Genomic DNA, 24,938 nt, shown 5'->3' with positions numbered 1-24,938 from the left:
TTTGGTTTAAGGTTTGAATGGTTTGATAGGTGGTTTAAGGGCTGTTTGAAGTAGACACATTCGCTAAAGCCTCCACTCAAACGCTTGCTATTGAGCTGTACTAAAAACCCCAACGGGGTTCAATTTGCTTAGCCCGAGGTTGCACCCCGGGCCAGACCCTTCAGCTTACGTAGTTCTCGTATTAAAACTGTAATCGCACGCCCGCCGTAAAGTTTCGGCCCCGGGTATTGTATCCGTAAATGTCAAAATACTGCATATCAAACAGATTACGGACATCGCCGTATACGCGTAGGAAAGTATTGATCTGGTAGTCGGCGTAAACGTCCAGAGTGGTGTAAGGTTTCAGCTCGACAAGCTCCGTTTGGTAGGTTTCACCGTTGTAGAATCGATCTGCACGTTTCCCTAAAGAGCGTACTGTAGCGGAAGCAAATACTTTCGGGGTAATCTGATAACCCAGCGTCGCATTGACCAAAATCTTTGGGCGACGGAATAGATTATTAAACGTCGTATCGCGTCCATTCACGGGCTGCGTAACCTGCCCGGTCACGTAAGTCGCATTCGCCGTCAGCGACCAGCCGTTTGACAGGTAAGAGCCTTCGAGTTCGAACCCATGATCTTTTTGCTGATTGTAATTCACATACCGGCCATACGGAGGCTGACTGAGTGACTGGAAATCGATCACTTGTTTAATTAATCGATCAAAGTACAGTACCCGTATATTGGACTTTTTGTCTTTGTTAAACCATTGTACCCCCAGCTCCAGCGAACGACTGGTTTCCGGTTTCAGGCTTTTGTTGCCATATTCCGAATACAACTGATACAACGTAGGCGTTCGGAAGCCACTGGAGAGATTGACAAAGGCTTTGTATCGATCCTTGAACAGATACGAAGGATTGACCGAATACGTAACATTGCTTCCGTACAACGAATGGTGATTATACCGGCCACCCAATTCCAGAGCAAGGTTGGTTCGACTACGTAACAGAGCGGTTACGTAGGCACTTATCAACTGCGTATGAGCCGTATCTTTTTGAATGGGTGGGCCGTATGGATTAGCCTGATAGGTATTTTGTGAACGAAGATCGGCTCCCGTGATGAGATCAAACCAGGGTCGTATATTCCAGGAATGGTAGAGTTCGGCGAAATGGGTATTCCCCTCAAAACTCGACTGATCCAGCTCGGATTTCCGGTCAAAGGTCGTAAACGCATAATTGGCCGTCAGCTTTCCGAGTTTGTGCGTATACTCAAAACCCGTACCGGCCATTTTCATGGTATTGGTATAGTCGTATTGAGTACTATCCTTGAAGGCTCCCCCGTCAAGTTCATTTCGGTACCAGGAATACATGCCCCGTACTTTCCAGAGCAACTTCGATCCCAATTGGATTCCGCCGTTGAACAAGGCGTTATCCTGCCAGAAACCGTCTTTGTCGAAGTTTTGATTGCCTTTGGCATCGTATGCCGCCGAAAACCCATCGGAACGTAACCGCGTGTACTGGGCGTTGAAGTATCCGGCTTTGGAAGAACCATTCAGGCCCACCGTACCCCGAAACGTACCATAACTCCCGCCCTGTACCGTAGCCGAAGCTCCTAACGGACGGTCGCCTTCCTTTCGGGTGAAAATGTTGATGACCCCCACCACGGCATCCGAGCCGTACAGAGTAGACTGGGCTCCTTTCAGAATTTCAATCCGTTCGATTTCGCCCACGGAAAGTAAGTTCAGATCGAAGGTGTTGTTGATACCGGAGGGATCGTAAATGGGTACGCCGTCGAGTAGAATCAAGGTATTGCCCTGGCCGGCTCCGCGTACGTATACGTCCTGATTGGTACCGAGAGGCCCCTGGGCACCAACTACCATGAAGCCAGCCTGACGCGAAAGCAATTCACCGACGGACTGCGTAGCGTATTTTTGCAGGACTGAATCCGGGAGTACAGTGACGACTTTTCCGGTCTGGGAGAGTTTCTGATCGGTACGGTTGGCCGTCACGGTGACGGGTTCCAGCTGGGTTTCCTGAGCCCAAACAGCGGTCGTAGCCAACAAACAGAGAAGGGTACTTTTGGTAAAAACGCTCATCGTTTTCTGAATAAAAGAGATGATGAGCAATCCGGTTACGCGAGGCGAAAGGCATAAACGATACGGACGGGCGTCAGAGCCACCCGCCAATAGTCTACCTTTCCTAAACGACTTTTCACCCGAAAGCTCGAAATGGATTTCGTTTCAGGCAGGTCTTCTGGCTCGTTTCATCCCAGACGCCTTCCCATACCGGAACGGATACAGTGGCGATTTGTCTGGAAACTTCAGTTTGCAGTTTTCGGTTGTCTGTTTTCAGTTAAATACGATTACCCATTAACTGAAAACGATAAACCGTAAACTGTAAACTGACCGAAACTTACAGCTACGGGGATAGCCCCGGATTTGCACCGGTGTTCCCTTTTAATCCGGTACCGGGAGGTACCGAAACCTAAAACGTCCGCAAAAGTAGGGAAAATAAAAATGCTGACCCGGTATTTCTCCGAATCAGCATTGGGGAATGAGATTGAGGTCTGATGGGGTTTCAGTGAAGTTTCAGGTTTAAATGGTTTTAGGTGTGAAGAGCGTTTGAGAGGGGTTTCAGTGGCTTGTAAGTACAGTGAAATGACCCTAGGCTATGAAGTTAATAACCTATTTCGCTCAACCTTGCACCCTACTTAAATTTCAAACTTCACTCAAACTTGAAACGCTATTCAAACCCCAACAAACTTTAAACTTTACTCAAACTTCACACCTTTTCAAACTTCAAACTCTCTTTTCAAACCTAAAACATTCCCTATTCATAACTCAAGCCATACTGCTTCAGCACCTCTTCGGGTACACCTTCCCAATTGTTGGGGGTGTTTCCTACGTAGCCGAGGTCGTCAAAGCCCATGCGGGTGGTGTAGAAACCGGTAAGCGTCATGTCACGCATTTTGTTGAAGAAAGCTACTCCCTGAGAGTACTGGGGCTTGGCCTGTTCAGGGTAGGCAATGTCATCGACGATTTCGATTTGCTGGGGCTTCGTCAGTTCTACGAACTTCTTGTTAAAGCGTTTGCGGCTTTCGCTGTCGAGCCAGGCCAGCCCACCCCGCAGGGGCGTCTGGTGTACGGGCTGGTCTTTCGCCATAAACTCGATGAACGCGGGTACGCCCGCCTGCGAGGCACTCCCTGACTTCTGATCGGCGGGAAGGATGATGTCGCAGAGGACCGTAATCGTTTTCAGCTCGTGCGGCGTAAAGAACTTTTCCGCCATGAGTTTGGCATCCCGAATGGCTTCGGATTTCTGCCGTCCACCGGGAATGGGTAGCGGTTTCTCAGGCGGTGCCGCCACCAGGTCCGTCGAAGGAACCGTAGCCATGCCCAGCGACCCGAGTGCAATGGATTTAAGTGTATCGCGACGTTTCATGCGTATCAGTTTTCAGTTGCCTGTTTTCGGTTTTCAGTAATTAGTACGTCTACTCCGTCCAGCCCTGATAATCCAACGCTGGTTCCTGTAATTGATTTTTGTCAGTAGAGCCTTTGTATTTACTTCCTCTGATTTCCGTTTTTGACAGATAGGAAATAAATCCAGCGATCATTTTCCCTAGCTCATCGGCATCTGCGTACACTTTTTCAAAGATCTCTGTTGAAATGTACTGACGATCTAATGCTCGGTATAACTGAGATTTGACTTCCGTTAACGAACCTTTGGCGATTCCCAGAAACTGGATAAACTCACCTTTGCTCCCTCGTCCAAAACCCTCAGCAATATTGTCCATGACCGAATCTGCCGAACGCCTGATCTGTCTTCGATGGTCAAAGTCCATGCCAAAGGGACCCGTCCCCGTTAATTCAAAAATCAATACAGAAAATACCCTAGCTTTTTGCCAGATTTTTAAATCCTCAAATCGCTGAACGGTAGCCATAACTGAAAACTGTAAACCGAAAACAGAAAACGCTTTATAAATTCTTCTGTTTCACCTGATCAATGATGTAGTCACTCGTTCGCATAGACATCGCCAGGATCGTCCAGGTTACGTTTTTGTCGCCCTGGGTAACGAACGGAGCGGCGTCTACGACGAACAGGTTCTTCACGTCGTGACCCTGCATGAACGAGTTCAGAGCGGATTTTTTGGGATCGCTGCCCATGCGGACCGTACCGATTTCGTGGATGATTTTGCCGGGAGCTTCCAGGCCATAGTTCTGTTCTTTCCCCGGTTTATTTCCTAACGCAATACCTCCCATTTCGTGGATCATTTCTTCAAACGTATCCTGCATGTGCTGGGCCTGCTTCACTTCGTTTTCCGACCATTTGTAGTGGAATCGCAGCGTAGGAATCCCGTATTTATCAACGTTATTCGGATCGATTTCGCAGTAGTTACTTTCCAAGGGAATCGGTTCACCGCGACCGGCCATACCCACGTACGCTCCGTAGAAACGGCGGGCATCTTCTTTCAAACGCGAACCGTAACCACCCGAAGGCAATGACTTTCCATCGGTATAGGCGTACTTGCCGTTCATGCCGTGAATCCCCATGCCGTAGCCGTACATGGGCATACCCATGCCGCCGCCGTATTCGATGTGGTAGCCCCGGGGGAAGTCCAGCTTTTTGTTATCCAGCCACCAGGGTGTGTATACGTGCATACCACCCACACCGTCTTCGTTGTACCGTTTCCGGTTCATCAGAGCCGGAATGAAGGCCGAACGGCTGGCTCCCGTCGAGTCATTCAGGTATTTACCGATGACCCCGCTGGAGTTAGCGAGTCCATTCGGGAAACGGGCTGATTTGGAGTTCAACAGCAATCGGGCTGATTCACAGGAACTAGCCGCCAGTACCACAATCTTTCCGCGTACCGTCCGCTCCTGTAAGGTAGCGGTATCCACGTACGAAACGCCCGTACACAATCCGGTTTTCTGATCGGTCAGTACTTCGCGAACCATCGCTCCGTTGATCAGCCGGGTATTACCCGTTTTGACCGCGGGTTTGCAAAGGCAGGACGAAGAAGAAAAGTCAGCGTATACCTGACAGGCCCGGCCACACTGCGAGCAGTAGAAACACTGACCGCGTTCGTCGTTAATTTTTTTTGTCAGAATCGATAGACGCGACGGAATAACCGGAATTCCCAGATTTTTTCCCGCCTTCTTAAGCATCAATTCGTGCAAACGCGGTTTGGGAGCCGGTAAGAAATGGCCGTCGGGTTCGTTGCGAAGCCCTTCTTTCGAACCGAAAATACCGATGAGTTTATCGACTTTATCGTAATACGGAGCGACATCGTCATACGTAATCGGCCAGTCATCCCCGATGCCCGTGAGCGTTCCGCGACGAAAATCGTCGGGACCGAAACGCAGCGAAATACGGCCCCAGTGGTTGGTACGGCCGCCGAGCATTCGGCTACGAAACCAGTGAAATTCGGTACCCGGTGCCGCTGAATACGGTTCGCCTTCCAATTGCCAGCCTCCCCAGGCGGCGTCGAAATCGCCGAAGGGACGTGTGGTACTGGCTCCGCGACGAGGGGACTCCCAGGGGAATTTTAATTGCGTAATGTACTTGGGATCAGCAGGATCGTAGTAACCTCCTGCTTCCAGTAAACAGACTTTGGCTCCGGCTTTCGATAACTGATAAGCCGCCATGCCGCCACCCGCACCCGAGCCAACGATGATGACATCGAATACTTCGGGCGTTTCCTGGATGTGGAAATTGCTCATAAGCAGTGCGTGAAGAAATAGGTATAGACTCGTTGTTGGTACTGAAACTTAAAGGTAAAGATTTGTACGCTTACTTCCAGAGAAGTCAGGCTTTGAAGCAAGTAGAATTTTTCCAAGAAGGTTTAGAATTCTTCGCCGGATAAAAAAGCTCACTTCATAGCCTTAGTTTTCTTTGGATGTATTGCTTTTAGAAACGCTGCAATTACTTAAAAATTTTACGAATTAGTTCTGATCGACGGGTTCTAAACGACTCGTGATGGAATTCCATAGATCAATCCGCTGACGAATGGATTCTTCCGCCGTGGCAATGGCTTCCTGCCATTTGGTCTCGTCGTTACCACAGAGTTCCTGCACCATGGCTTCGGCCAGATGACCATGATGACCGCCGTCTACTTCAATGTGTCGTTCGAGGTAGTACCGGAAGGTATCGAGCTGACCCGGAAAGCGTTCGTTGAGATTGCGTACCAGTTCGATGAACAGATCCGGAATCAGGTCTTCGCGTCCGTACGTAAAAGCGGCAGCAATTTCGTGGGGACGATTGCGATCAATGACGGAAAATGTAAAGGCTACGAAATTCCGGGCTCCTTCGGGAATGCCAGTATTTTCCAGGGCTTCGCTTACGGATTTACCCTGCCGCAGGTCGGCTACGAACGTTTCAATGACCGTAGTATCCGCCTGTAGTTCCTGCATGGCCCGCAGGTACAATTCGTAGTGGCTCATGCGTACGCCGTGCTGATCGACGTCACTTTCTTCACCCGTAACGATTTCATTAATCAGATACGCCGTGTTCCCTGAAGCCGTTGGTAACCAGGGCACTTGCACGCAGGTCAATTGCCGTTGCAGGGCTTTGAGCAACGACATAAAATCCCAGACGGCAAAGGCGTGACTTTGGGTAAAGACCCGTAGAGCCTCTATGGAGTGAATACGGTGATAGACGGAGTGTTCAATTAACTGCTGACGTAAGGGGTCCAGTCGTTCGTTGAGCAGATGTTGATACATGGTTTTGGGGATTTGCGGTGTCGTAGTCTGATTCGCTAACTAAAAGAAAAGGCCGATGGCAAGCCACCGACCTTTTCGCTTGATTATATGGAATACCTTTTCAATTACTTCAACAGTTCTTTACGCGTCAAAATCGTCTCGAACATTTTGATGTCGTGCTCCGAATTAAAGACATTGAAAGGAAGATAGAGATACTGATATTTTCCTAAAATGAACAGATACGCATCTTTCTCCTTCTGTACCGACTGAATCATGTTCCAGGGCAGTTGACCTCCTTCTTTCTTCTCGCGGTTTTTCCAGACAAAGATCTGACGGTTGTCGAATTCATAAACGAATTTTTCGAACATCTGCTTATTCTGTTCCACCTGCGTAGTAGCGGTGAACTGCATGGCCCGGAACAATCCGAAACCTACTGCACCTAAGACGGCTACCAGATAAATCCACCAGTTGGGATACGCATTGGTGACGTTCAGAACTACGTTGATGATAATTACAGCCACGGGGATCAAAAACCAGAACCATTCCTGCTTAATCCAGTCACGCAGGGCCAGGTTAATGTACTTTTTGGGTTCAAGGCCATATTTTTTCGTGCGAACGCCCTGGGGCATTCCCATCTGACCGCTGTTAATGTAGGGCTGTTGGTAGCGATTTACCGGAACTTTTGCCATTTCTTCAGTAGTGAAAAACTAAATAACGAAAATCGGAGAACTTGGCGGGCCTTCCGACCGATTCTCATCGAAAGTACAAAAATACGAAAAGGCGGGTGTACTAAATGATGTCGGCTCCGAGAATATCTTATCGACGGTCAATTTTATGATTTTTCCGGCGTACTATGGTTTCCGTACGAAGCGGACCCCGTAAATTCGGCCATGATTTCGACTGAAAAAACTTTGCTCCTGAATCCGGAACAACTCAAGCAGAAGTTACGCCGGATTGCGTTTGAGGTCTACGAAACCAATTTTGAAGAGCGGGAAATCGTTCTGGCGGGCATCGTAGGTCAGGGTGTCGTGATGGCAACCCTGTTAAAAGAACAACTGGAAGCCATTTCGCCGCTGAAGGTACAGCAGATTGACATTCAGCTTCAAAAACCGATCCCGCCTCCCACGCCATTCAACTAGACATTGACTCAGCCACGCTGGCGGGCAAATGCGTGATTGTCTGCGATGACGTGTTGTATACGGGCCGTACACTCGCCTACAGCCTGATGCCCTTTTTTCAGACGAAGCTCAAACGCTTACAGGTATCGGTGATGGTCGATCGCAACTACCGCCGCTACCCCGTATCCGCTGATTTCGTCGGCTACGCTCTGATGACCACGCTCAATGACCACATTGAGGTGGTACTGGAAGGTCCCGAGGCGGGCGTGTACCTGCGGTAAGTTCCAACTGTTTTGACTTTTCGGGTACGTTGAAGGTACCTGCGTAACTACTATTTGCTTTTGAAACGTTTAGCACTTTTTGCTTCGGGTTCGGGTACGAATGTCGAGAATATCGCCCGCTACTTCGACGGTCACGCTGAGATTTCGGTCGAACTGATTCTCTGTAATAACCCATCGGCGGGCGTCATCGAACGGGCGAATCGCCTGGGCATTCCCCTTCGTTTATTCGATCGGCAGCAGTTTCGCTCCGGCGAGGTACTGAGCTGGCTCCAGGAAGCCCGCATCGACTGGGTCATTCTGGCTGGATTCCTCTGGCTGGTACCCAAAGAGCTGGTCGAAGCTTTTCCTAATCGAATTCTCAATATTCATCCGGCGTTGCTGCCTTCGTACGGTGGTAAGGGCATGTACGGCGAACGCGTACACGAAGCGGTCGTGGCGGCGAACGAAACGCAATCGGGCATTACGATTCACGTTGTCAATGAACATTACGACGAAGGAAACATCATTTTTCAGGCTTCCTTCCCCGTAGAACCGGGTGATACCGCCGCTGAAGTGGCCCGTAAATGCCACCAGCTGGAATATAAACATTATCCTTCGGTGATTGAAGAAGCCGTTTTGAAGGGACTCTAGTGCTTGTTACTCCATTAAAAGAAAACCTCCGCTGCTCAGCAACGGAGGTTTTCTTTTGTCTTTCCTGTACTTGTTAGTAGGAAGAACGCTCGCGGTTTTGAGCCTGATACGTCAGCGAGAACGTATTATAGCCAAGCAGTACATTTCGGGTAGCCGTCCGAATAGCTTTTCGATCGAAAAATCCTTCCGGTGAGACCCGGGCTGCGTAGCCCTGCCATACCGTTTTGTTCATGAACGTATCCTGAAACTGAATCAGCAGGGTCCCTTTCCGCAAAAAGGTCTTGTCCACTACATAATCCACATCTGGATAACGGTAGCTCTTTACGTAAGTGTTCAGTTTGATTTTGTCGGGATGCAGGGAATAGAAGACCAGTACGTCCGGTTGTTGGGTGGTATACTGAAAACCTCTCAATTGCATTTGCCGATTGATTTCGGCTGTAATAATGTCGTGTTGAAGTGTTGTATCCTGAGCAGTGATGGGATCGAAAGCAATACAGTACGTATTGTAAAGGTGCGTGTAATTGGGAGCATATCCTGAGTGGATAACCAGACTTTTCGGATTACAGGCTGAGCATAGCACGCCCATAACAGCAAAAACAAATAAAAACTGTTTCATAAAAGTTAATGGCCGTGAAGCCGTATTTAAATGGAAATTTGGTTTTCTGAAGAACTGGGTTCGTAAGCGGCAGGAAAATCTAAAAAATAATGCCAGATTTTGACTTACTGAATCCGAAGTACTGCTTTCGTAACCAGCGAGTTAAGCTAAGGTAAGCATACGTTGCTTGAAAGTATTAAACTCCGCATAATTTGACAAATATCAAAATATTTGCACTCTCTTTTTTGCTAAAAAAAACATCCTTTTGCAGGAAACTCTTCTAGGGATCGTTTTGCCCAACCTGTAGGCTTTTAAGAACTTTTAACTTCCCCACTTCTCACTTTGTTTTACTTTAACGCTTCAAAATCAACCGCTATGAAAACTTTACGTTTATTACTATTCCTACTCGCCTTAGGGCTTGTGTCTTGTACGCCCAAGGTTCAGGTGGTTACGTTACACAGTCCAAACGTTATTCTGCAGGATAAGGCTTTCGTTTACGAAACCGATTCGCTCCGCCTTCAATTTAACTTTCAGGGAGAAAATGGTGTAGTTCGGATGAACATCTACAACAAACTAGAGGTACCCTTATACATCGACTGGAAACGCTCGGCCTTTATTAAAGACACTGAAAAGTTTGATTACTGGGTTGATGAGGCTAGCTTTCAGGGAGAATATTCGGGCACCTCTGCTAATCGATACCGTTGGTATTCCTACCAGGGTGGATCATTCAGCGGCACTCTTCGCAAAGAGGACCGGATTGCGTTTATTCCGCCCAAAACTAAACTGGTACAGGCTAAATTCGTAGTAGCTCCTGGCAAGGCCTGGCGTTTTTCGAAAGAGCCTACCGCTGTAGAGCAAATAGATATCCCTATTGTGGCGACTCAGGTAAAGAAACAGTCTCTGGTGCGTTATGAGTTTTCAGAAGCGAACAGTCCGCTGAAATTCCGTAATTACCTGACGCTGTCCACGGACGCCCAATTTCGTACTGAATTCCACATTGATACGCCGTTTTACGCTTCCAAAGTCGAAAATGTAGACGGCCGCTATTTGTTCGGTTCTGCCTACTCGGCTTCGGATCTCAATACGCCTACGGCTATTAACCATTTGCCCGCTTCGTACCAGGAGCAGAATAAATTTTTGCTTAAGATTCCGGTTAACTAGCGAGGCTTTGGCTGTGTACGCACCCATTGAGCGGCCGCTCCATTTTTGGCAAAAATCAGTCCGGTTCCCTGCGGCGTTTTTAGCTCGGCCGAACGTCGTACCTGCCCTTCGACGATCAAACCCGTCTGAGCGGAAGGTACGACGTTGAATTTTTGTTGTCCCATGCCTTTTAGTACGACTCCCCGGTTGGCGTCGTAACGGCCCAGTTCGGGCAGGCACTCGAAGAAATTACCCGTCAATACCAAATCCAGCTTTCCATCCTGATCGTAATCTACACTGCTGATTCCATAAATGGGCGAAAACTGAACATCCCGGGGTAAGGCTTCAAAGCGGAAATTCCCCTTTCCGTCGTTCCAGAATACGCCCGTCCGGTCTTCCACGGCTGAACGCTTGAGCATACCTTCGCGGGAGCTTTCATCGAACAGGTCTTCGACCGTTTTTTCGGCGTAATCCGTAAACTTCAGGAATTTCTTTTTGATGGAAGGCACTGCTTTCTGTAAATCCTGCTTGAGTACCATGGGATAGCTTTTGCCGGTTTCGGTCCAGCAATTGATGATTTGTTCCATGGTACCATTGCGGTCAAAATCGTTGACGTACAGCTCCGCCGGGTGCTCTGCCGAAGCATGGTACCGATTATTGCTACCCAGATTACCCGCTACCAGATCGAGATCGCCATCGCCGTCGAGATCCCGCACGTACAGGCGGTTCCACCAACCCGTCAGTTCCGACAGTTGAGGCGATCTGGCCAGGCGTTGTCCCTTTTCATTCAGGAAAATGGTAACGGGACCCCAGTCTTCACTGATGATCAGATCGGGCCAGGAATCGCGGTTGACGTCCGCCCAGACCGCGTCAGTTACCATTCCAATTTTTGAAAATTCGGGGATATACCGTTTGGTCATTACCTTGAATTCTCCCCGACCATTATTGACGAGCAACTGACTCTGCGGCGACACCCCGTACTGTCCGGATACCATGCGACTTCCCACAAACAAATCCTGATCTCCATCGCGATCGAAGTCAGCCGCCGTGACACTGGAGCCGTTTAAATACAATAAGGGCAGGCGACGGTCACGAGTAAACGTTCCTTTCCCATCGTTCAGGTACAGACGATCTTCGAGTTCAGCGGAGCCGTCGATAAATTCATTCCCTCCGCTCACCACGTACAAGTCCTGGTCACCGTCCTGATCCGCGTCAAAGAAGGTGGCCGCAACGTCCTCGTACAGGCGTTCGGTATCCAGCATGATCAGCTCCTGACCTTTAAACGTACCATTGGCTTGTTGCACGAATAATTTTTTGGGCGAGCCGGAAGCCCCGCCGAGGTATACGTCATCCAAACCATCGCCGTTGACATCCCCTACGGCCAGCGGCGGTCCCTGCGTGGAGTACATCTGTTTGAGCAGTGGATCGCGATTGTAGTCCACAAACGTATTTTCTACGTGGGTATAGTCCAGGCGAGCGGGAGCCGTTGCATCAGTGAAGTAAGAAGCAGGCGTCGCTTCACTTCGAGGTACCCCGGCTTTTGATTGTCGATAATCCAGAACGAGTTCCGTATCCGCTTTTACACTCGGGATGGCCTGTTGCTGACCGTCCGGCCAGACAATCGTTACGGAATCTATCTTGGTTTCCGTTCCCAAGCCAAAAACCAGCGTCAGGTCTACGGAAGACTGAAAACCCCGGTTCGGCATTTGTTGCAGGAGTATCGTACGATTAGGCTGATACACCCGAACTTTCGCTCCGATGCCATTCCGGTTCTGGTCGGTTCCTTTCAGCTTTACGCGTAAAAAATGCTGGTGGTTACGGTCGCTGGCGTGATTGCGGTAGACCGACAGGGGTTGGTTGACGTTGCTGACAATCAGATCCAGGTCGCCGTCATTATCCAGATCGCCGTAAGCCGATCCGTTCGAGAAGTTGGGTTCAGCGAGTCCCCACGCCTGGGCCTGATTACTGAATTTCAGATTACCTTCGTTGCGAAAGGCATAATTGGGAATCGGTTCCGAGGGCATTTTGGGTAGAAATTCCGCAAAATTGAAGCCCTGGGTTACCACTTGTTGCATGGTCTGGTCGTCGGAAAAGAAGGAGATAAAATCCTGATCCGAAATAGTTTTATATAGACCATTCGCCACGAAAATATCCTTCTGCCCATCGTTGTCCATGTCGAACAGCAGGGCTCCCCAGCTCCAGTCGGTGGCGGCTACTCCCGCGTACTGCCCCACATCGCTGAACGATAGTTTTCCCTTCGCATCCAGTCCGTTGTTCAGGTGCAGCATGTTTCGCATGTACTGGTAATGGTAGTCCTGACTGAGCTTGAACTGTTCCAGCTCGTAACTTTCAAACAACGTGGTCGTTTTCAGTCGGCGGTCGGTGCCGGGCAACATTTCCGTTACGAAAATATCCAGTCGTCCGTCGTTGTTCACGTCGGCTACGTCCGCTCCCATCGAGGACAGGCTGATATGCGGAAAAGTTTCCTTCAGCGATTCGCGGAAGGTTCCGTCGTGATTGTTGAGGTACAGATAATCGTGTTCGTAGAAATCATTGGAAACATAAATGTCCGGCCAGTCGTCGTCGTTTACGTCCCCTACCGTAATGCCTAATCCAAAGCCAATGACACTTCCATAAATGCCCGCTTTCTCTGAAATATCTACGAACTGCGTGGTTACCGGAGCCGCATCTTTGTGAATGACCCGGTTTTCAAAAAACTTGTGACCGCCGTCGTAATCGCGTTGGTTCCGCAGATTTTTATAGCCCAGTCGCCCAACCGGCATGAAGCTGTTGTTAAGCAGAAACATGTCCAGATCCCCATCGCGGTCGTAGTCGAAAAAGGCGGCGTGCGTCGATACACCCCGGTCGTCCAACCCGTATTCTTTGGCTTTTTCGGTAAAGGTCAGGTTGCCGTTGTTGATAAACAGTTCGTTGGCCCGGTCGTCATTGGGACGATTCCCTGCATTACAGATGTACAAATCCAGAAGACCATCGCCGTTCACATCCGCAAACGTGGCTCCGGTACTCCAGGCGTGCTTTCCTTTGATTCCGGCTTTCTCGGAAATATCCTCAAACTTAAAATTGCCTTTGTTGAGATATAGCTTGTTATCGCCCATGTTGGACGTTAGCAACACGTCGGGCAAACTGTCATTGTTGATGTCACCGATGGCTACGCCGCCGCCGTTGTAGAAGTTTCGGTAATTGAAAATGTTCAGTTCCTTATCGTCCTTCACTTCGTTGACGAACGTAATCCCCGTTTGTTCCGCCGGGAGCGACTCAAACAGGGTTTCTTCCTGCTTCTTTCCGCACGCGGCCAGGATCAGAATCAGGGCCATTATTCGAATCAATTGCTTCATGGGGTATAGGGAATTCACTGAATGGGGTGCGTATGGGTTTTAAATACTAGGGGACGATCATTGTTCCGGCTAACCAGCCAGCGGGTGCCCGCTGCCGTTCGAAGGGCCTGGATGTCGCGGATTTCGCCGTTTACCGAAAATCCGGAAAGAGGTCCGGGACTGGCTCGGAAGTTCCCTTTGCCGTCGTTGAATAGTACCAGGCCGGGGTTTGCATTATACTGCCCCTGAGCCGGATTAACGCTGTAGAGGTTTCCGCCGATCAGTACGTCCGGTGTTCCGTTACCGTCCACATCGCCAATCGCGAACGCGTACAGTTTTGACCATTGGGCCGGGGCTGGCAGTTCGTGAATGACAAACCGAAGGCCGCCTTTGTTTTCCAGCCAGACGGAACTGTAGCGGTTGATTTCAAATTCAGTCGCTCCGTTCAGCTCGCCTTTATTGAAGATGTCCTCAACGGTTTTTCCGGCGAAATCAGCGTAGGTGGTAAACTTCTTATTGATGACCGAAGGAAGCTGTTTGCCCAATTCGTCTTTGCCCGCCAGTGGGTAATACGAGCCAGATTGATCTTCGTACGCCAGAATTTGTTCGGCCTGTCCATTCGAATCGATGTCTTTCACCCACATTTTCAGATGATTAGAGCCTTTTCGCCGAAAACGACTATTCAGACCCAGGTTACCAAGTACGACATCTTCCCGCCCGTCTTTATTGAGATCGCCCCAGGCCATACGACTCCAGAAACCTTTCATACGGGTGGATTCCGTACCGTCGGCTTCTTCCATCCGAATGGGTTTTCGGGTGAATTTTCCACCTTTTTGTACGAAGAGTTGGGGTTCCATCCAATCGCCGATCACCAGTAGGTCGGGTTTCTGGTCGCCGTCAAAGTCACTCCAGTGGGCATCCGTTAGTAAACCTGCCAACCTTAATTCGGGAGCCAGCCGATCCGTTTGATCACTGAAATTCCCTTTCCCATCATTTACGAGCAGGAAAGACCGGGGTGGTTTACCGTAGGCATAAGCCGTCACGCGGCCCGAAACGAACAAATCAATATCCCCGTCTTTATCGAAGTCCGCCGGGTACACGCCCGACTTGTTTTCCAGCATTTTCGGTAATGCCGTACTAGCTTTGGTGAATGAACCTTTTCCGTCGTTGAAGTACAACAGGTCCTGTAACTGACCCATTTCGCCGTAGTATTCGTTCCCACCCGCGACAACGTACAGATCCAGATCGCCATCCCCATCGGCATCAAAAAACGTAGCGGCTACGTGTTCAGCCGAAGAATCAGCGTCGAATGCGGGTTGCTTACTACGTACAAACTGACCGTCGGGTTTCTGCGTGAATAACTGCCCGACCTTGAGCTTGGCTCCGGGAATGTAAATATCTTCCAGGCCATCGCCGTTTATGTCACCCTTGGCCAGTCGCGGGCCTTCCGTCGAAAGCTGAAAAGGCATCAGTGGTTCGCGGCTAAAGTCAAAATAATCTTTGTTTTCGTAATGCGTGTAGGGAATGGGACCGGGCTGTACCTCTTCCAGTACGGGCGTTTCGGCCGTTTTCCACCACTGCGATACTTCCTGATTTTTGGCAGAAGCATGCCGCAAGGTCAGGTTCTGGTCCGTTTTAACATTCCGCAGGATTTCTGATTTTCCATCCGGCCAGATGACCAGCAGGCTGTCGATCACGGTCTGTTTCCCTAAACCAAACGTTAACGTAGGTTCTACGGACGATTGGAACCCGCGTACGGGGCTGTTTTGCTGGTAAAACAACTGGGTACTGTCCCGCATCAATACTTTCGCCCCGACGCCAAAAACATTCGCTTTCTCTCCCTGAAACTTTACTTTCAGGTAATGATTGCCCATCGTCTGACGGGCTGTATTTCGATACACGCCCGCGGTCTCATTGATATCATTACTGATCAGATCCAGATCGCCGTCGTTATCCAGATCGGCGTAGACCGCTCCGTTACTAATATTTTCCTTCGCAAATCCCCAGTCCGCAGAGCGGTTTTTGAAATTGAAATCGAAGGGTCCTTTGGCAACGCCCTGGTATAAATAATTGTGCGTTTTGCCTTCGGGCATGTGTTGAATGGATCTGCGAACGGCATCTTTCACCCGTTTATCCAAGGCGGCGTATACGGAGTCCTGAAAGACGTATTTAATGTAGTCCATGTTGTTGGGTCGCCGGACGATACCGTTGGTGATGAATACGTCCTTCACGCCATCGCCGTCGTAGTCGGCCCAGAGCGGTGCCCAGCTCCAGTCCGTAGCGGCCATGCCGAGTTGAGCGGCAATATCCACGAAGCGTTTACCCTGTAGGTTTAATTGCAGACAATTGCGGGCATACTGATAGTGATACCCATAGCTGAGTTTGAACGAAAAAACGTCGAACGCATCTTCACCCGCCGATGATTTTTCGACGGTTTCATCTTCGGGATACATATCCAGCGTCATGACATCCAGCCAGCCATCGTTGTTAATGTCGGCCATGTCGTTGCCCATCGAAAAACGGCTGGTATGAGCAAACGTCTCCTTCAGCTTTTCAGTAAAGGTGCCGTTTCCGTTATTGTGATAGTAGTAATCGTCTTCGTGAAAGTCGTTGGAAACGTAAAGATCTTCCCAGCCGTCGTTATCCAGATCGCCCACGGAAATCCCCAGACCGTAGCCCATGGGTGCTCCGTAAATACCCGCCTTTTCGGATACATTCACAAACAAGGGTTTCGCCTGATTTCCCTTATCAATGATTTTATTTTCGAACAGGTAATCCCCCGCTTCATTGTCCCGCAGGAACCGGGCATTTACGTTGTTGTACGAAATGGCTTTATGAATGGCGTGGTTGAGCAGATAGCAATCCAGGTCGCCATCGTGATCGTAGTCGAAGAAAGCTGCCTGCGTTGAAAAGCCCGTAAAATCCAGCCCATACTCGGCGGCCTTTTCCGTAAAGGTTCCGTCGTGATTGTTGATATACAGTTCGTTGGAACCTTCCAGTCCCCGGTAATTTCCGACGGCACATACGTACATGTCCAGCCATCCGTCACCGTTGACATCGGCCATACTCACGCCCGTCTGCCAGTCGGCAAAACCGCCGACGCCCGCCTGCTCGGTAATGTCTTCAAACTTCCAGTTTCCTTTATTGAGGTATAATTTATTCTTGCCACGGTTGCTAACGAAGTACAAATCCGTTAGTCCATCGTTGTTAATGTCTCCCGCCGCTACGCCCGCTCCATTGTAGAAATACAGGTATTCGACAATATTCAGGCTGTCATCGTCTATAACGGTATTCTGAAACGCAATACCCGTTTGGGTCGAATCCAGCGTTTCAAACAGGGGTTTTTCATGGGAAGAAGTACAGGCCGTCAAGCCTAGTAAGAAACCACTCGCTACGATTAGTACTTTCAGGACTACGTTACACTGCTCACGCATTGATTACTTGTTTACTGGGGCTAGTATCAATACAGGCCCCTTCCCAACCTGGAAAGGAGCCTGTAAAATAAGGTAAAGCATTTGTAATTAATAACCCGGATTTTGCTCCAGCAGAGGGTTACTGTTTCGCTGCGTAGCCGGAATCGGCATCAGGTTATACTTGGGATCCGTTACGGGTTTAAACTGCCATGCTTTTTGAGTAAAGGACTGGAAGCGAATCAAATCCGTACGGCGACGGCCTTCGAAAGCAAATTCCCGTCCGTATTCTTTCAGCAGGTTGTCCAGCGTCATATCGGAAGCCGTAAAATCAGCTACACCCGCCCGTTTCCGAATCTGATTGATGTAAGGCAGTGCCTCCGCTACTTTTCCCTGGCGGAATAAAGCTTCGGCCTTGGTCATCAACACGGATGCGTACCGGAAAATCGGAAAGTCGTTATCCTGACTGGTAATCAAGTTATTCGCCTGAATTTCGAATTTCTGAAAACGAACCCCCTGATAAGCCAGAGCCCGTTCCAGAGCATTGATTTCCGGGGTAAAATTCACGTCGTGCCGTTGTCCATCTACGCGGTCATCGTACTGGATAACCCGTCCATCGGGACCCGTCTGCGGACCAGCTAACCACATTTTCTTACGGGCATCCTGATCGCTGAACGTTGAATAGAAATCAGCGTACGTACAGTAGCCATTCCAGGGGCTGTTGGCCAGTCCATACTTCTGCTGCAACGCGTAGTGCAGGGTACGCAATTGGAAGGTGTTCCCGGTAGCAAACGTTTTGTCGTAAGGAATGACGAAAATGTTCTCGGCTCTTGATCCGTTCCGATCGTTATTGACGGCGAAGTTGTCCAGGAAATTCGGCGATAGCGAGTACAGTTTTGAGTTGATCACCGAGTCTGCTTCTGCGGCGGCCTGAGCCCAGCGAGGCGTACCCGTAAATACTCCTGCGTTCAGGTACACGTGAGCCAGCAGAGCATGTCCAGCCCCGCGTGACATCCGTCCGTACATGGCGACGCTGTTTTCATTCCGCATCAGAGGAATCGCTTCTTTCAACTCCTTTTCAATAAAGTAGAATACGCTATCCCGGGGGCTTTGTCGGGGGTTTCCGGCAGGAGAATTTTCCGTCAGAATGGGAACCCTACCGAACAGATCCACCAGATAGTAGTAGTTCAAAGCCCGGATTCCCCGCAACTCCGCAATCGTGTTCTCCTTATTGGCTACGTTAGACTCTTTCAGAGTACCAATATTGATATTAACGTTAGCAATACTGCGGTAAAAAGCTTCCCAGGCTCCGTTAATGTTTGATGGAATAACGGGCGTAAACTGATGGCGGGCTAACTGTTGCCAGCGACCATCATCGTACCAGTCAGGTCCCCGCGTCGGTACTACCACTTCATCCGTAGTGGTTTCCTGCAACACGAAGGGATCGTCTACGAAAGACCGTAACGTTCCGTAGGAGGAACCAATAACGGCGTTCAGATCGGATTCAGTAGCTGGGAAATTACTTGCATCGGCCCGATCGTATACGGTGGAATCCAGATTGGTGCAGGATTGATTGAAAATCATCATCCCTGTAAGCCCGAGTCCGTATAAAATTTTAAGCGTTTTCATAAGAAGTATGATATTCTATAAATAAGCGTAAAGCCTATTACTGATTACATAATGAATTTACTCGCAATTAGCCTAGAACGTTAATGAAACACCAGCTACCAACGTGCGAGCCCGCGGGTAGTAAGACACAGGGTCAACGCCGGGTGACAGGTTCACAGCCCGGTTATCGTCGCTGATTGAACCATACTGGCTACGCGAATCTCCGGTACGTACTTCTGGATCAGCTCCACGGTATTTCGTAATAACGAAAATGTTTTGACCGGAAAGGTAGACCTGAGCATTCTGAAGAATTTTCTTCAGGCCCGGAATGCGGTAACCCAAACGGAAGTTGTCCAAGCGTACAAACGAGGCATTTTCCAGCCACAGATCCGACCAGGCAGAGGATACGCCCGTGCCGATACCCGTCGTGAACGCATCTTTCAGCAAGTTTTCGCCGGGGAACCGGTTGGGGTTCGCAAAGTAGATGTACATTCCGTTGGCTACTTTCTGACCTAAACTTCCGCGGAAGAAGATGGACAAATCCCAGTTCTTGTACGTGAAGTTGTTTTGCCAGCCTAAGGTCAGCTTGGGTTGAGCATTACCCAGGTAAGTACGGTCGGCACCGGCAGGTTGCGTTCCTCCACCCCCTAAATCCTGATAAATGTACTCACCCCGGTCGTTGAAACCCGTTACGCGGGGACCGTAGAACGTACCGATGGGATAGCCTTCCTGCAATACGATGGGGGAAGCAATACCGCCTTGTCCGCTACCAAAACCACCGTAAAGGATAGGGTTACTGGTGTTGTACTGAAACAGGTCGTTACTCAACGATACGATTTTATTCGTGTTGTGAGCCAGATTCAGGGTGGTACGCCACTCGAAATCCTGTTTGCTAATGGCCTGGAAATCCAGAGCTAACTCAACCCCTTTATTGGATACCCGACCTACGTTTGCCAGGACGTTGTTCGTTCCGGCAACGAGTTGCTGTGAACCATACCGGGAGCCAATGGCAACGGGGTAGTTAAACAACAGATCGCGGGTGTCTTTGTAGTAAAATTCCAGTGAGCCCGTCAGGCGGCCTTTCATGAAACCGAAGTCTACCCCGATGTTGGTCATGGCAGAGGTTTCCCATTTCAAGTCTGGATTCGCGTTTTGTGAGTAGAAGTAAGCCGTTTGGAATCCACCGTTGGTGTAATACGATCCTTGCGAACCGTATAAACGCCGAGCTGCGTAGTCCGCAATACCATCCTGGTTACCCGTGACGCCGTATCCGGCCCGCAGTTTCAAATCGCTAAAGAGGTTACTATTTTTAATGAAATCCTCTTCAATTAAACGCCAGCCCGCTGATACGGAGGGGAACCAACCCCAGCGGTTATTGGCACCGAAACGCGAAGAACCATCACGGCGAATATTGGCCGTCAACAGATACTTTTCGTTGTACGAATAGTTAAGCCGACCAATCAGACCTACCAGGATCGCTTCTGATTTATAGGAGTTTACCCGACGGTTGGTCGATCCGTCCGCGTTATCGTTACCCGATTCCAGGTTATTGTAACCAAAGGCATCGGGGAAATTGCTGTGCTCGGCACCAAAACCTTCGTTGCTAACTTTTTGATACGTATGACCTAACAGAACGCTAAAGTTGTGTTTATCAATCGTATTCGAATAGTTAACGGTGCTTTCAATCAAGCGATCCAGTACTTCCTGCGTTTCCCGACGGGCCCGCGAAATACTGTTTCCACTACCCCGGAAATAACTGGGAATGAAGAAACCATACAGGTAATCAAACGTACTTTGCGAAGCATTCACCCCTACTTTCAAGCCTTTCACAATTTCGTAGCTGGCTTTGGCATTCAGTAAGGTCTGACGCTCTTTGCCTTCGTTCGTCAATTGCATCAGTCGAGCCAACGGGTTTTCTACTTCAAACTGTCCCTGGGGTTGGTTGAAGGTTCCGTCGGCGTTGTAGATTGGCTGCGTCGGGTTGAAACGTACCGCTGAACGCAGGGCTCCGTAATCGACGAATTTTTTGTTATTCGTCTGGTGGGACAGTAAAAGTTGAATTTCCAACCGGTCGTCCAACGCTTTCTGTACCAGGTTCAAACGAGCGTTAATCCGGTTGAATCCAGAGTTTTTCACGATGCCGGGCTGATCCAGATACACCAGTGAACCCCGGTAGCTGAATTTTTCGGCCCCACCACTGACGGCTACCGAGTGGTTCTGCGTCCAGGAAGTTTGGGTGACCTGATCAATCCAGTTGGTTGAAGCTCCAAAGTCCTGACCCGTGACGTTCCGTTCCGCTAACTTCGCCCGGAATTCGTCTGGCGTCAGGAACCCAGGACGACGTACTTCTTTACCCATCGAGATGTAACCACTGTATTCAACCGAAGTACGACCTGCGGTACCTTTTTTAGTCGTAACAATGATGACACCGTTTGCCCCGCGTGAACCGTAGATCGCCGCGGCAGAAGCATCTTTCAATACGTCAACCGACTGAATATCTTCCGGAGCAACGCTGTTTAACGGAGCACCGGCTACTCCGTCAATTACAATCAGAGGCTCGGAGTTAGCAGACAGCGATGACGTTCCGCGTAGACGAATCGTAGGACGGTTGTTCGTAGGATCACTGTTGGGAGCACTGATAACCAGACCGGAAACTTTACCCTGTACGGCCTGTAAGGGGTTGTTCAATACCCCCGCGTTAAAGTCTTTCGAGGTTACCGTAGCGGTGGCTCCAGTTACGTCCGCTTTTCGCTGCGTACCGTATCCGACTACTACTACTTCCGAAAGCGACTGAGAATTAGGCTGTAAGCTTACATTGAGTGTGGTCTGGCTGGTGATGTCAATTTCCTGTGAAATCATACCAACCGACGTAAACCGAAGTTTAGAACCGGATGTAACGTTAATCTTATACGTTCCATCGGCGGCGGTTTGTGTACCGTTAGAGGTGCCAACGACCAGGATGCTCACCCCGGGGAGATCGCTTCCATCTTCAGCTGAAGTAACCTTTCCAGTGAGGGTTCTTTGCTGAGCCCAGGTCGTCATGTTGAGAAGAATCATTAAAAGACTCAGACATGCGGTAGACCACTGTCTGAATTTACTTTTTTGACCCAACGAGCTACGCTGCAAGTAAGTCTGTTTCATCATTTGTAAGGGTTATGTATTGTATTAGTAAACTTGGTTAGAGAAAAATGCACATCCAATCAAAAAAAGACAAATCAAACCACTCGAATTTGTCTAGTATACTATTGGATGGATACATTTTTACCGCTTTCCGGTACGCAAACTACAATATTTAGTTCATATAATACAATTTAGCCCCTAATGTTTAAAAAAAAACAATTTAAGTGTTTATACCTAGCTAAAATCCTAATTTGAATCCCTTAAAATTGTTTTTTACAAATGAGTTTTTTACACCTAAGTATTTATTTTACTGCCTGGTCTTTATTTTATGCAAAATCCAGGCACCTACTGCCTCTCCCTGATCAAAACCGTGATCAATGGCCGTTTTGAAGTGAATGCCACCGTATAGCCGACTGATCGCCGCTTCAGTAGCCGCCGCTTTAAAGGAAGTGTATTGCCGCACGGGCAATCCATAGGCTACTTCGGAGGAATCGGCAAAAGTTAAATGATCTCCCAGTACAGCCGTTAATGCAACCGCTGAGGCAGCGGAAACGACACTGTGTCCGGAAGGATATTCAGGAAAGGGTGGTGTTTGTAACAAAGGCTGCCACTGCTCATCGATCAGGTTATTGATGTACGTTTCTGGTCGAATACGAACCGTACGGTATTTTTCATCCCAGCAAGCGATGAATCCATCAAATAAAGCGATGGACGTAAGCAGATACGCTTCGGCAGTTTGCATGAAATCTTTCTGGGTTTTCCGGGTGGTAAGACCCACGATACTCATCCAGTGCCCACCTGGGGACATTTTCTTCGTAGCGAACGCAGCATGCCCCTGAATATTCATTTTGAAAGGATTACAATCCCAGAAATTTGCGATTTCCTTCTCCTCTTCGGTACTAAATTTTACGGCTTCATATACCTCTTTTGCCTCTTTGTAACAATCACTGGCGGGATTATCGCTGTAGGCTGGAAAACCCTTAAGCCGGAATTGCGTAGCCGAATCCAGGGCCAAAGGCCGGATTTTGGCCCAAAATGGTTCCAACGCATCCATGTACGCGGGTGGCGTAGGAACCCAGCTTCCTTTTTGATTCGTTACGGTATAGCGAAATCCCCGGGTTTCCTTATACTGGTCTTTTAACGAATACGCAATGACGTGTTTGGCTACCGCCTCTCCATACTGCATGGAGCGTTCGTAGACGTCCGAAGGCAAAGCCTTTTCAAACGCTTCGTAAAAATCTTTTTCAAAATCATCAATCATACCCCCTGAGAAGGTCCACTGCCGACCGACCAGCAGAAAGGCCCGGCTACTGGCCAGCGGAAAGCAGTACTCCTGATCGGCTTCGGGCTTAGGCGTAGCTGTGTACTCATTCAACTGTCCTGCCATGCTCCGATACTGTGGATACGCGGGCAACAAGGCTTCATACGCGGCTAAACTAGAATACGCGTAGATACGGGCAGCTACGGGTGGCCCAAATACGTCGTGGATGATTACCTGCGTGAGTTTGCGTTCAGCCTTTCGTAAAAATTCAGGATTATTGGTAAGACGGGTATATTCCTGCTTATTTTTCTGACAACTACTAAGAATCAGAATAGGAAGAAGTAAGATGAGGAAAAGTTGCTTCATTCGAACTTACTATACGTATTATTTTATTACAATAAATTACCACAAAAATAACAAAACTGGCAGCATCCTATGTTATTTTTCAGGAATTAACTATAATTTTATTTTTATGCGATTTCCCAGGTAATCTGATCGCTCTAGATTCCGCATTAGCCTCCGTAGAACAAAAGCATCCGTAGTATCTTTGTCGGAAACAGTCGTTCGCAATGCATTTCCTGAACGTATAGTTAGTAGCTTTCCAGCCTGCTTTGAAAACGGAGTTATTTCTGCATGAAACCTAACGTACTACACCTGAGTACCCTGCATCGGGGGGATGATTCGCGAATGGTCCTGAAGATGGCGGTTAGTACGGCCCTGCGTTACCCGACTACTGTACTAGCGACGCCACCGCTGAACTCCAATACTTCCATTACGTTCCTTCCGATTCCCTACGAATCTTCGTTACTGAAACGGTTGCTGTTTGTACATCCACAGGTTTTGTGGCACAGTTTACGAGTACGAGCAGACATTGTACACGTACACGCCCCCGAAGCCTTACCCATTGCGTTGCTGAATCAGTGGTTGGGGTCAAAAGTCATTTTCGATGCCTACGAAAATATGGCGAAGCAACTCGATGGGAAGCAGATCAACAATGGTCGGCTGTTTCGCTGGTTTTTCCGACTTTTCGACCGTATCGCTCGCCGGAAGTTTTACTTCATTTTTGCGGAAGATTCGTACCTAGAATCGTATACGGACGTACAGAAGCCGTCCATCGTCCTGCATAATTTTCCGGACCTTTCTTTATTTCCTTCGTCTGCTCCTTCAACGACAGGTGGGCCGCCCGCCTTTTTTTATCTGGGACAAATCAGTAAGGCCCGTTGCCTGGATGTCATGATTGAAGCGTCCCGCCTTCTTCGGAAGGAGTACCCGGATTTTCGCTGGCATATTTTCGGAAAACCGGGATTCGATCTTCGCTCCTTTGAAGAAATTGAACAGTTACCCGGCTATGAGGAGGTCAAAGAAAACCTGATTTTTCACGGACATACGCCAGCTCCGGAAGCGTATCGAACGGGAGCTGGATGTCTGGGTGGGGTCGCCCTACTACGACCCATCGGCGATTTCCCCGGATCGTATCCCAGCAAAATCTTTGAGTACATGGCCTTGGGTTTGCCCGTGGTTACGTCCAACTTTCCTTTGTATCAATCGGTAGTTGAGGAAAACGAATGCGGCTTTTGTATCGATCCTACTGACGCGGAGCAGTTGTACGAATCCCTGAAGATTTTAATTGAGCAACCTGCCGTCCGAACACAGATGGGTGAACGCGGCAAACGGGCCGTCCGGCAACGTTACAATTGGGCTTACGAACAACAGCGGCTGCTGGATTTTTACGAACGCATCCTTCAAAACTAAAAAGGCTCATCCGAA

General features: G+C 49.0%; 17 protein-coding genes and 1 riboswitch. Of the genes, 5 read left to right on the top strand and 12 right to left on the bottom strand.

What is annotated here, in order from left to right; genetic code table 11:
* Positions 1 to 181: 181 nt before the first annotated feature.
* From BWI93_RS06890 to BWI93_RS06865, 6 genes are all read right to left on the bottom strand, one after another.
* The gene (locus BWI93_RS06890; RefSeq protein WP_141217381.1) at positions 182 to 2,161 is read right to left on the bottom strand and encodes a TonB-dependent siderophore receptor; all 1,980 of its coding nucleotides are present in this window, start codon (positions 2,159 to 2,161) and stop codon (positions 182 to 184) included.
* A gap of 39 nt (positions 2,162 to 2,200) precedes the next feature.
* Positions 2,201 to 2,478: riboswitch (cobalamin riboswitch) on the bottom strand.
* Between the two features lie 326 nt (positions 2,479 to 2,804).
* A complete protein-coding gene (locus tag BWI93_RS06885; RefSeq protein WP_094809500.1) occupies positions 2,805 to 3,416 on the bottom strand; it encodes a gluconate 2-dehydrogenase subunit 3 family protein in 612 nt (203 codons plus the stop codon).
* A gap of 49 nt (positions 3,417 to 3,465) precedes the next feature.
* Positions 3,466 to 3,915, bottom strand: coding sequence for a four helix bundle protein (locus BWI93_RS06880; RefSeq protein ID WP_094809498.1), 450 nt, complete (start codon positions 3,913 to 3,915; stop codon positions 3,466 to 3,468).
* Positions 3,916 to 3,949: 34 nt separating this feature from the next.
* Positions 3,950 to 5,695 (bottom strand): GMC oxidoreductase, encoded by a 1,746-nt coding sequence (locus tag BWI93_RS06875; RefSeq protein ID WP_094809496.1) that lies wholly within the window; start codon positions 5,693 to 5,695, stop codon positions 3,950 to 3,952.
* A 222-nt stretch (positions 5,696 to 5,917) separates the two neighbouring features.
* Complete coding sequence (locus BWI93_RS06870; RefSeq protein WP_094809494.1) at positions 5,918 to 6,694, bottom strand: DUF3050 domain-containing protein; 777 nt, start codon at positions 6,692 to 6,694, stop codon at positions 5,918 to 5,920.
* A 104-nt stretch (positions 6,695 to 6,798) separates the two neighbouring features.
* On the bottom strand, positions 6,799 to 7,362 hold the full coding sequence (locus BWI93_RS06865; protein ID WP_094809492.1) for a YcxB family protein: 564 nt from the start codon (positions 7,360 to 7,362) through the stop codon (positions 6,799 to 6,801).
* 201 nt (positions 7,363 to 7,563) lie between these two features.
* On the opposite strand from BWI93_RS06865, the gene BWI93_RS28610 reads away from it, so the two are divergent.
* Genes BWI93_RS28610 through BWI93_RS06855 form a run of 3 tightly spaced genes read left to right on the top strand, consistent with a single transcriptional unit; the run spans position 7,564 to position 8,702 of the window.
* Complete coding sequence (locus BWI93_RS28610; protein ID WP_255157756.1) at positions 7,564 to 7,812, top strand: hypothetical protein; 249 nt, start codon at positions 7,564 to 7,566, stop codon at positions 7,810 to 7,812.
* 32 nt (positions 7,813 to 7,844) lie between these two features.
* Positions 7,845 to 8,072 (top strand): hypothetical protein, encoded by a 228-nt coding sequence (locus BWI93_RS28605; RefSeq protein ID WP_255157755.1) that lies wholly within the window; start codon positions 7,845 to 7,847, stop codon positions 8,070 to 8,072.
* Positions 8,073 to 8,132: 60 nt separating this feature from the next.
* Positions 8,133 to 8,702, top strand: a complete 570-nt coding sequence (locus BWI93_RS06855; RefSeq protein ID WP_094809590.1) for a phosphoribosylglycinamide formyltransferase — start codon at positions 8,133 to 8,135, stop codon at positions 8,700 to 8,702.
* 73 nt (positions 8,703 to 8,775) lie between these two features.
* On the opposite strand, the gene BWI93_RS06850 is transcribed toward BWI93_RS06855, so the two are convergent.
* Positions 8,776 to 9,318, bottom strand: a complete 543-nt coding sequence (locus BWI93_RS06850; RefSeq protein ID WP_094809490.1) for a DUF4136 domain-containing protein — start codon at positions 9,316 to 9,318, stop codon at positions 8,776 to 8,778.
* A 354-nt stretch (positions 9,319 to 9,672) separates the two neighbouring features.
* Between BWI93_RS06850 and BWI93_RS06845 the strand changes: the two genes are divergently transcribed.
* Entirely contained in the window at positions 9,673 to 10,458 is a 786-nt protein-coding gene (locus BWI93_RS06845) for a hypothetical protein (protein WP_094809488.1), read from the top strand.
* Here BWI93_RS06845 and BWI93_RS06840 read toward each other — a convergent pair.
* The 5 genes from BWI93_RS06840 to BWI93_RS06820 all read right to left on the bottom strand — a co-directional run bounded on the left by BWI93_RS06840 (position 10,455) and on the right by BWI93_RS06820 (position 23,537).
* On the bottom strand, positions 10,455 to 13,793 hold the full coding sequence (locus tag BWI93_RS06840) for a VCBS repeat-containing protein (RefSeq protein ID WP_094809588.1): 3,339 nt from the start codon (positions 13,791 to 13,793) through the stop codon (positions 10,455 to 10,457). The two genes, BWI93_RS06845 and BWI93_RS06840, sit on opposite strands and share 4 nt — an antisense overlap.
* Positions 13,794 to 13,807: 14 nt before the next feature.
* Positions 13,808 to 17,206 (bottom strand): VCBS repeat-containing protein, encoded by a 3,399-nt coding sequence (locus BWI93_RS06835; RefSeq protein ID WP_094809486.1) that lies wholly within the window; start codon positions 17,204 to 17,206, stop codon positions 13,808 to 13,810.
* Positions 17,207 to 17,293: 87 nt separating this feature from the next.
* Positions 17,294 to 18,811, bottom strand: coding sequence for a RagB/SusD family nutrient uptake outer membrane protein (locus BWI93_RS06830; RefSeq protein ID WP_094809484.1), 1,518 nt, complete (start codon positions 18,809 to 18,811; stop codon positions 17,294 to 17,296).
* A 72-nt stretch (positions 18,812 to 18,883) separates the two neighbouring features.
* Positions 18,884 to 21,931, bottom strand: coding sequence for a TonB-dependent receptor (locus BWI93_RS06825; protein ID WP_158242737.1), 3,048 nt, complete (start codon positions 21,929 to 21,931; stop codon positions 18,884 to 18,886).
* Positions 21,932 to 22,217: 286 nt separating this feature from the next.
* Positions 22,218 to 23,537 (bottom strand): vanadium-dependent haloperoxidase, encoded by a 1,320-nt coding sequence (locus tag BWI93_RS06820; RefSeq protein WP_094809480.1) that lies wholly within the window; start codon positions 23,535 to 23,537, stop codon positions 22,218 to 22,220.
* Between the two features lie 267 nt (positions 23,538 to 23,804).
* On the opposite strand from BWI93_RS06820, the gene BWI93_RS06815 reads away from it, so the two are divergent.
* A complete protein-coding gene (locus BWI93_RS06815) occupies positions 23,805 to 24,923 on the top strand; it encodes a glycosyltransferase (RefSeq protein ID WP_094809478.1) in 1,119 nt (372 codons plus the stop codon).
* The last annotated feature ends 15 nt before the right edge of the window (positions 24,924 to 24,938 follow it).

Source organism: Siphonobacter sp. BAB-5385, assembly GCF_002261125.1.
Classification (GTDB): Bacteria; Bacteroidota; Bacteroidia; order Cytophagales; family Spirosomataceae; genus Siphonobacter.
The sequence above is the reverse complement of the archived record's forward strand: the minus strand, read 5'-3'. Positions and strand labels throughout refer to the sequence as shown.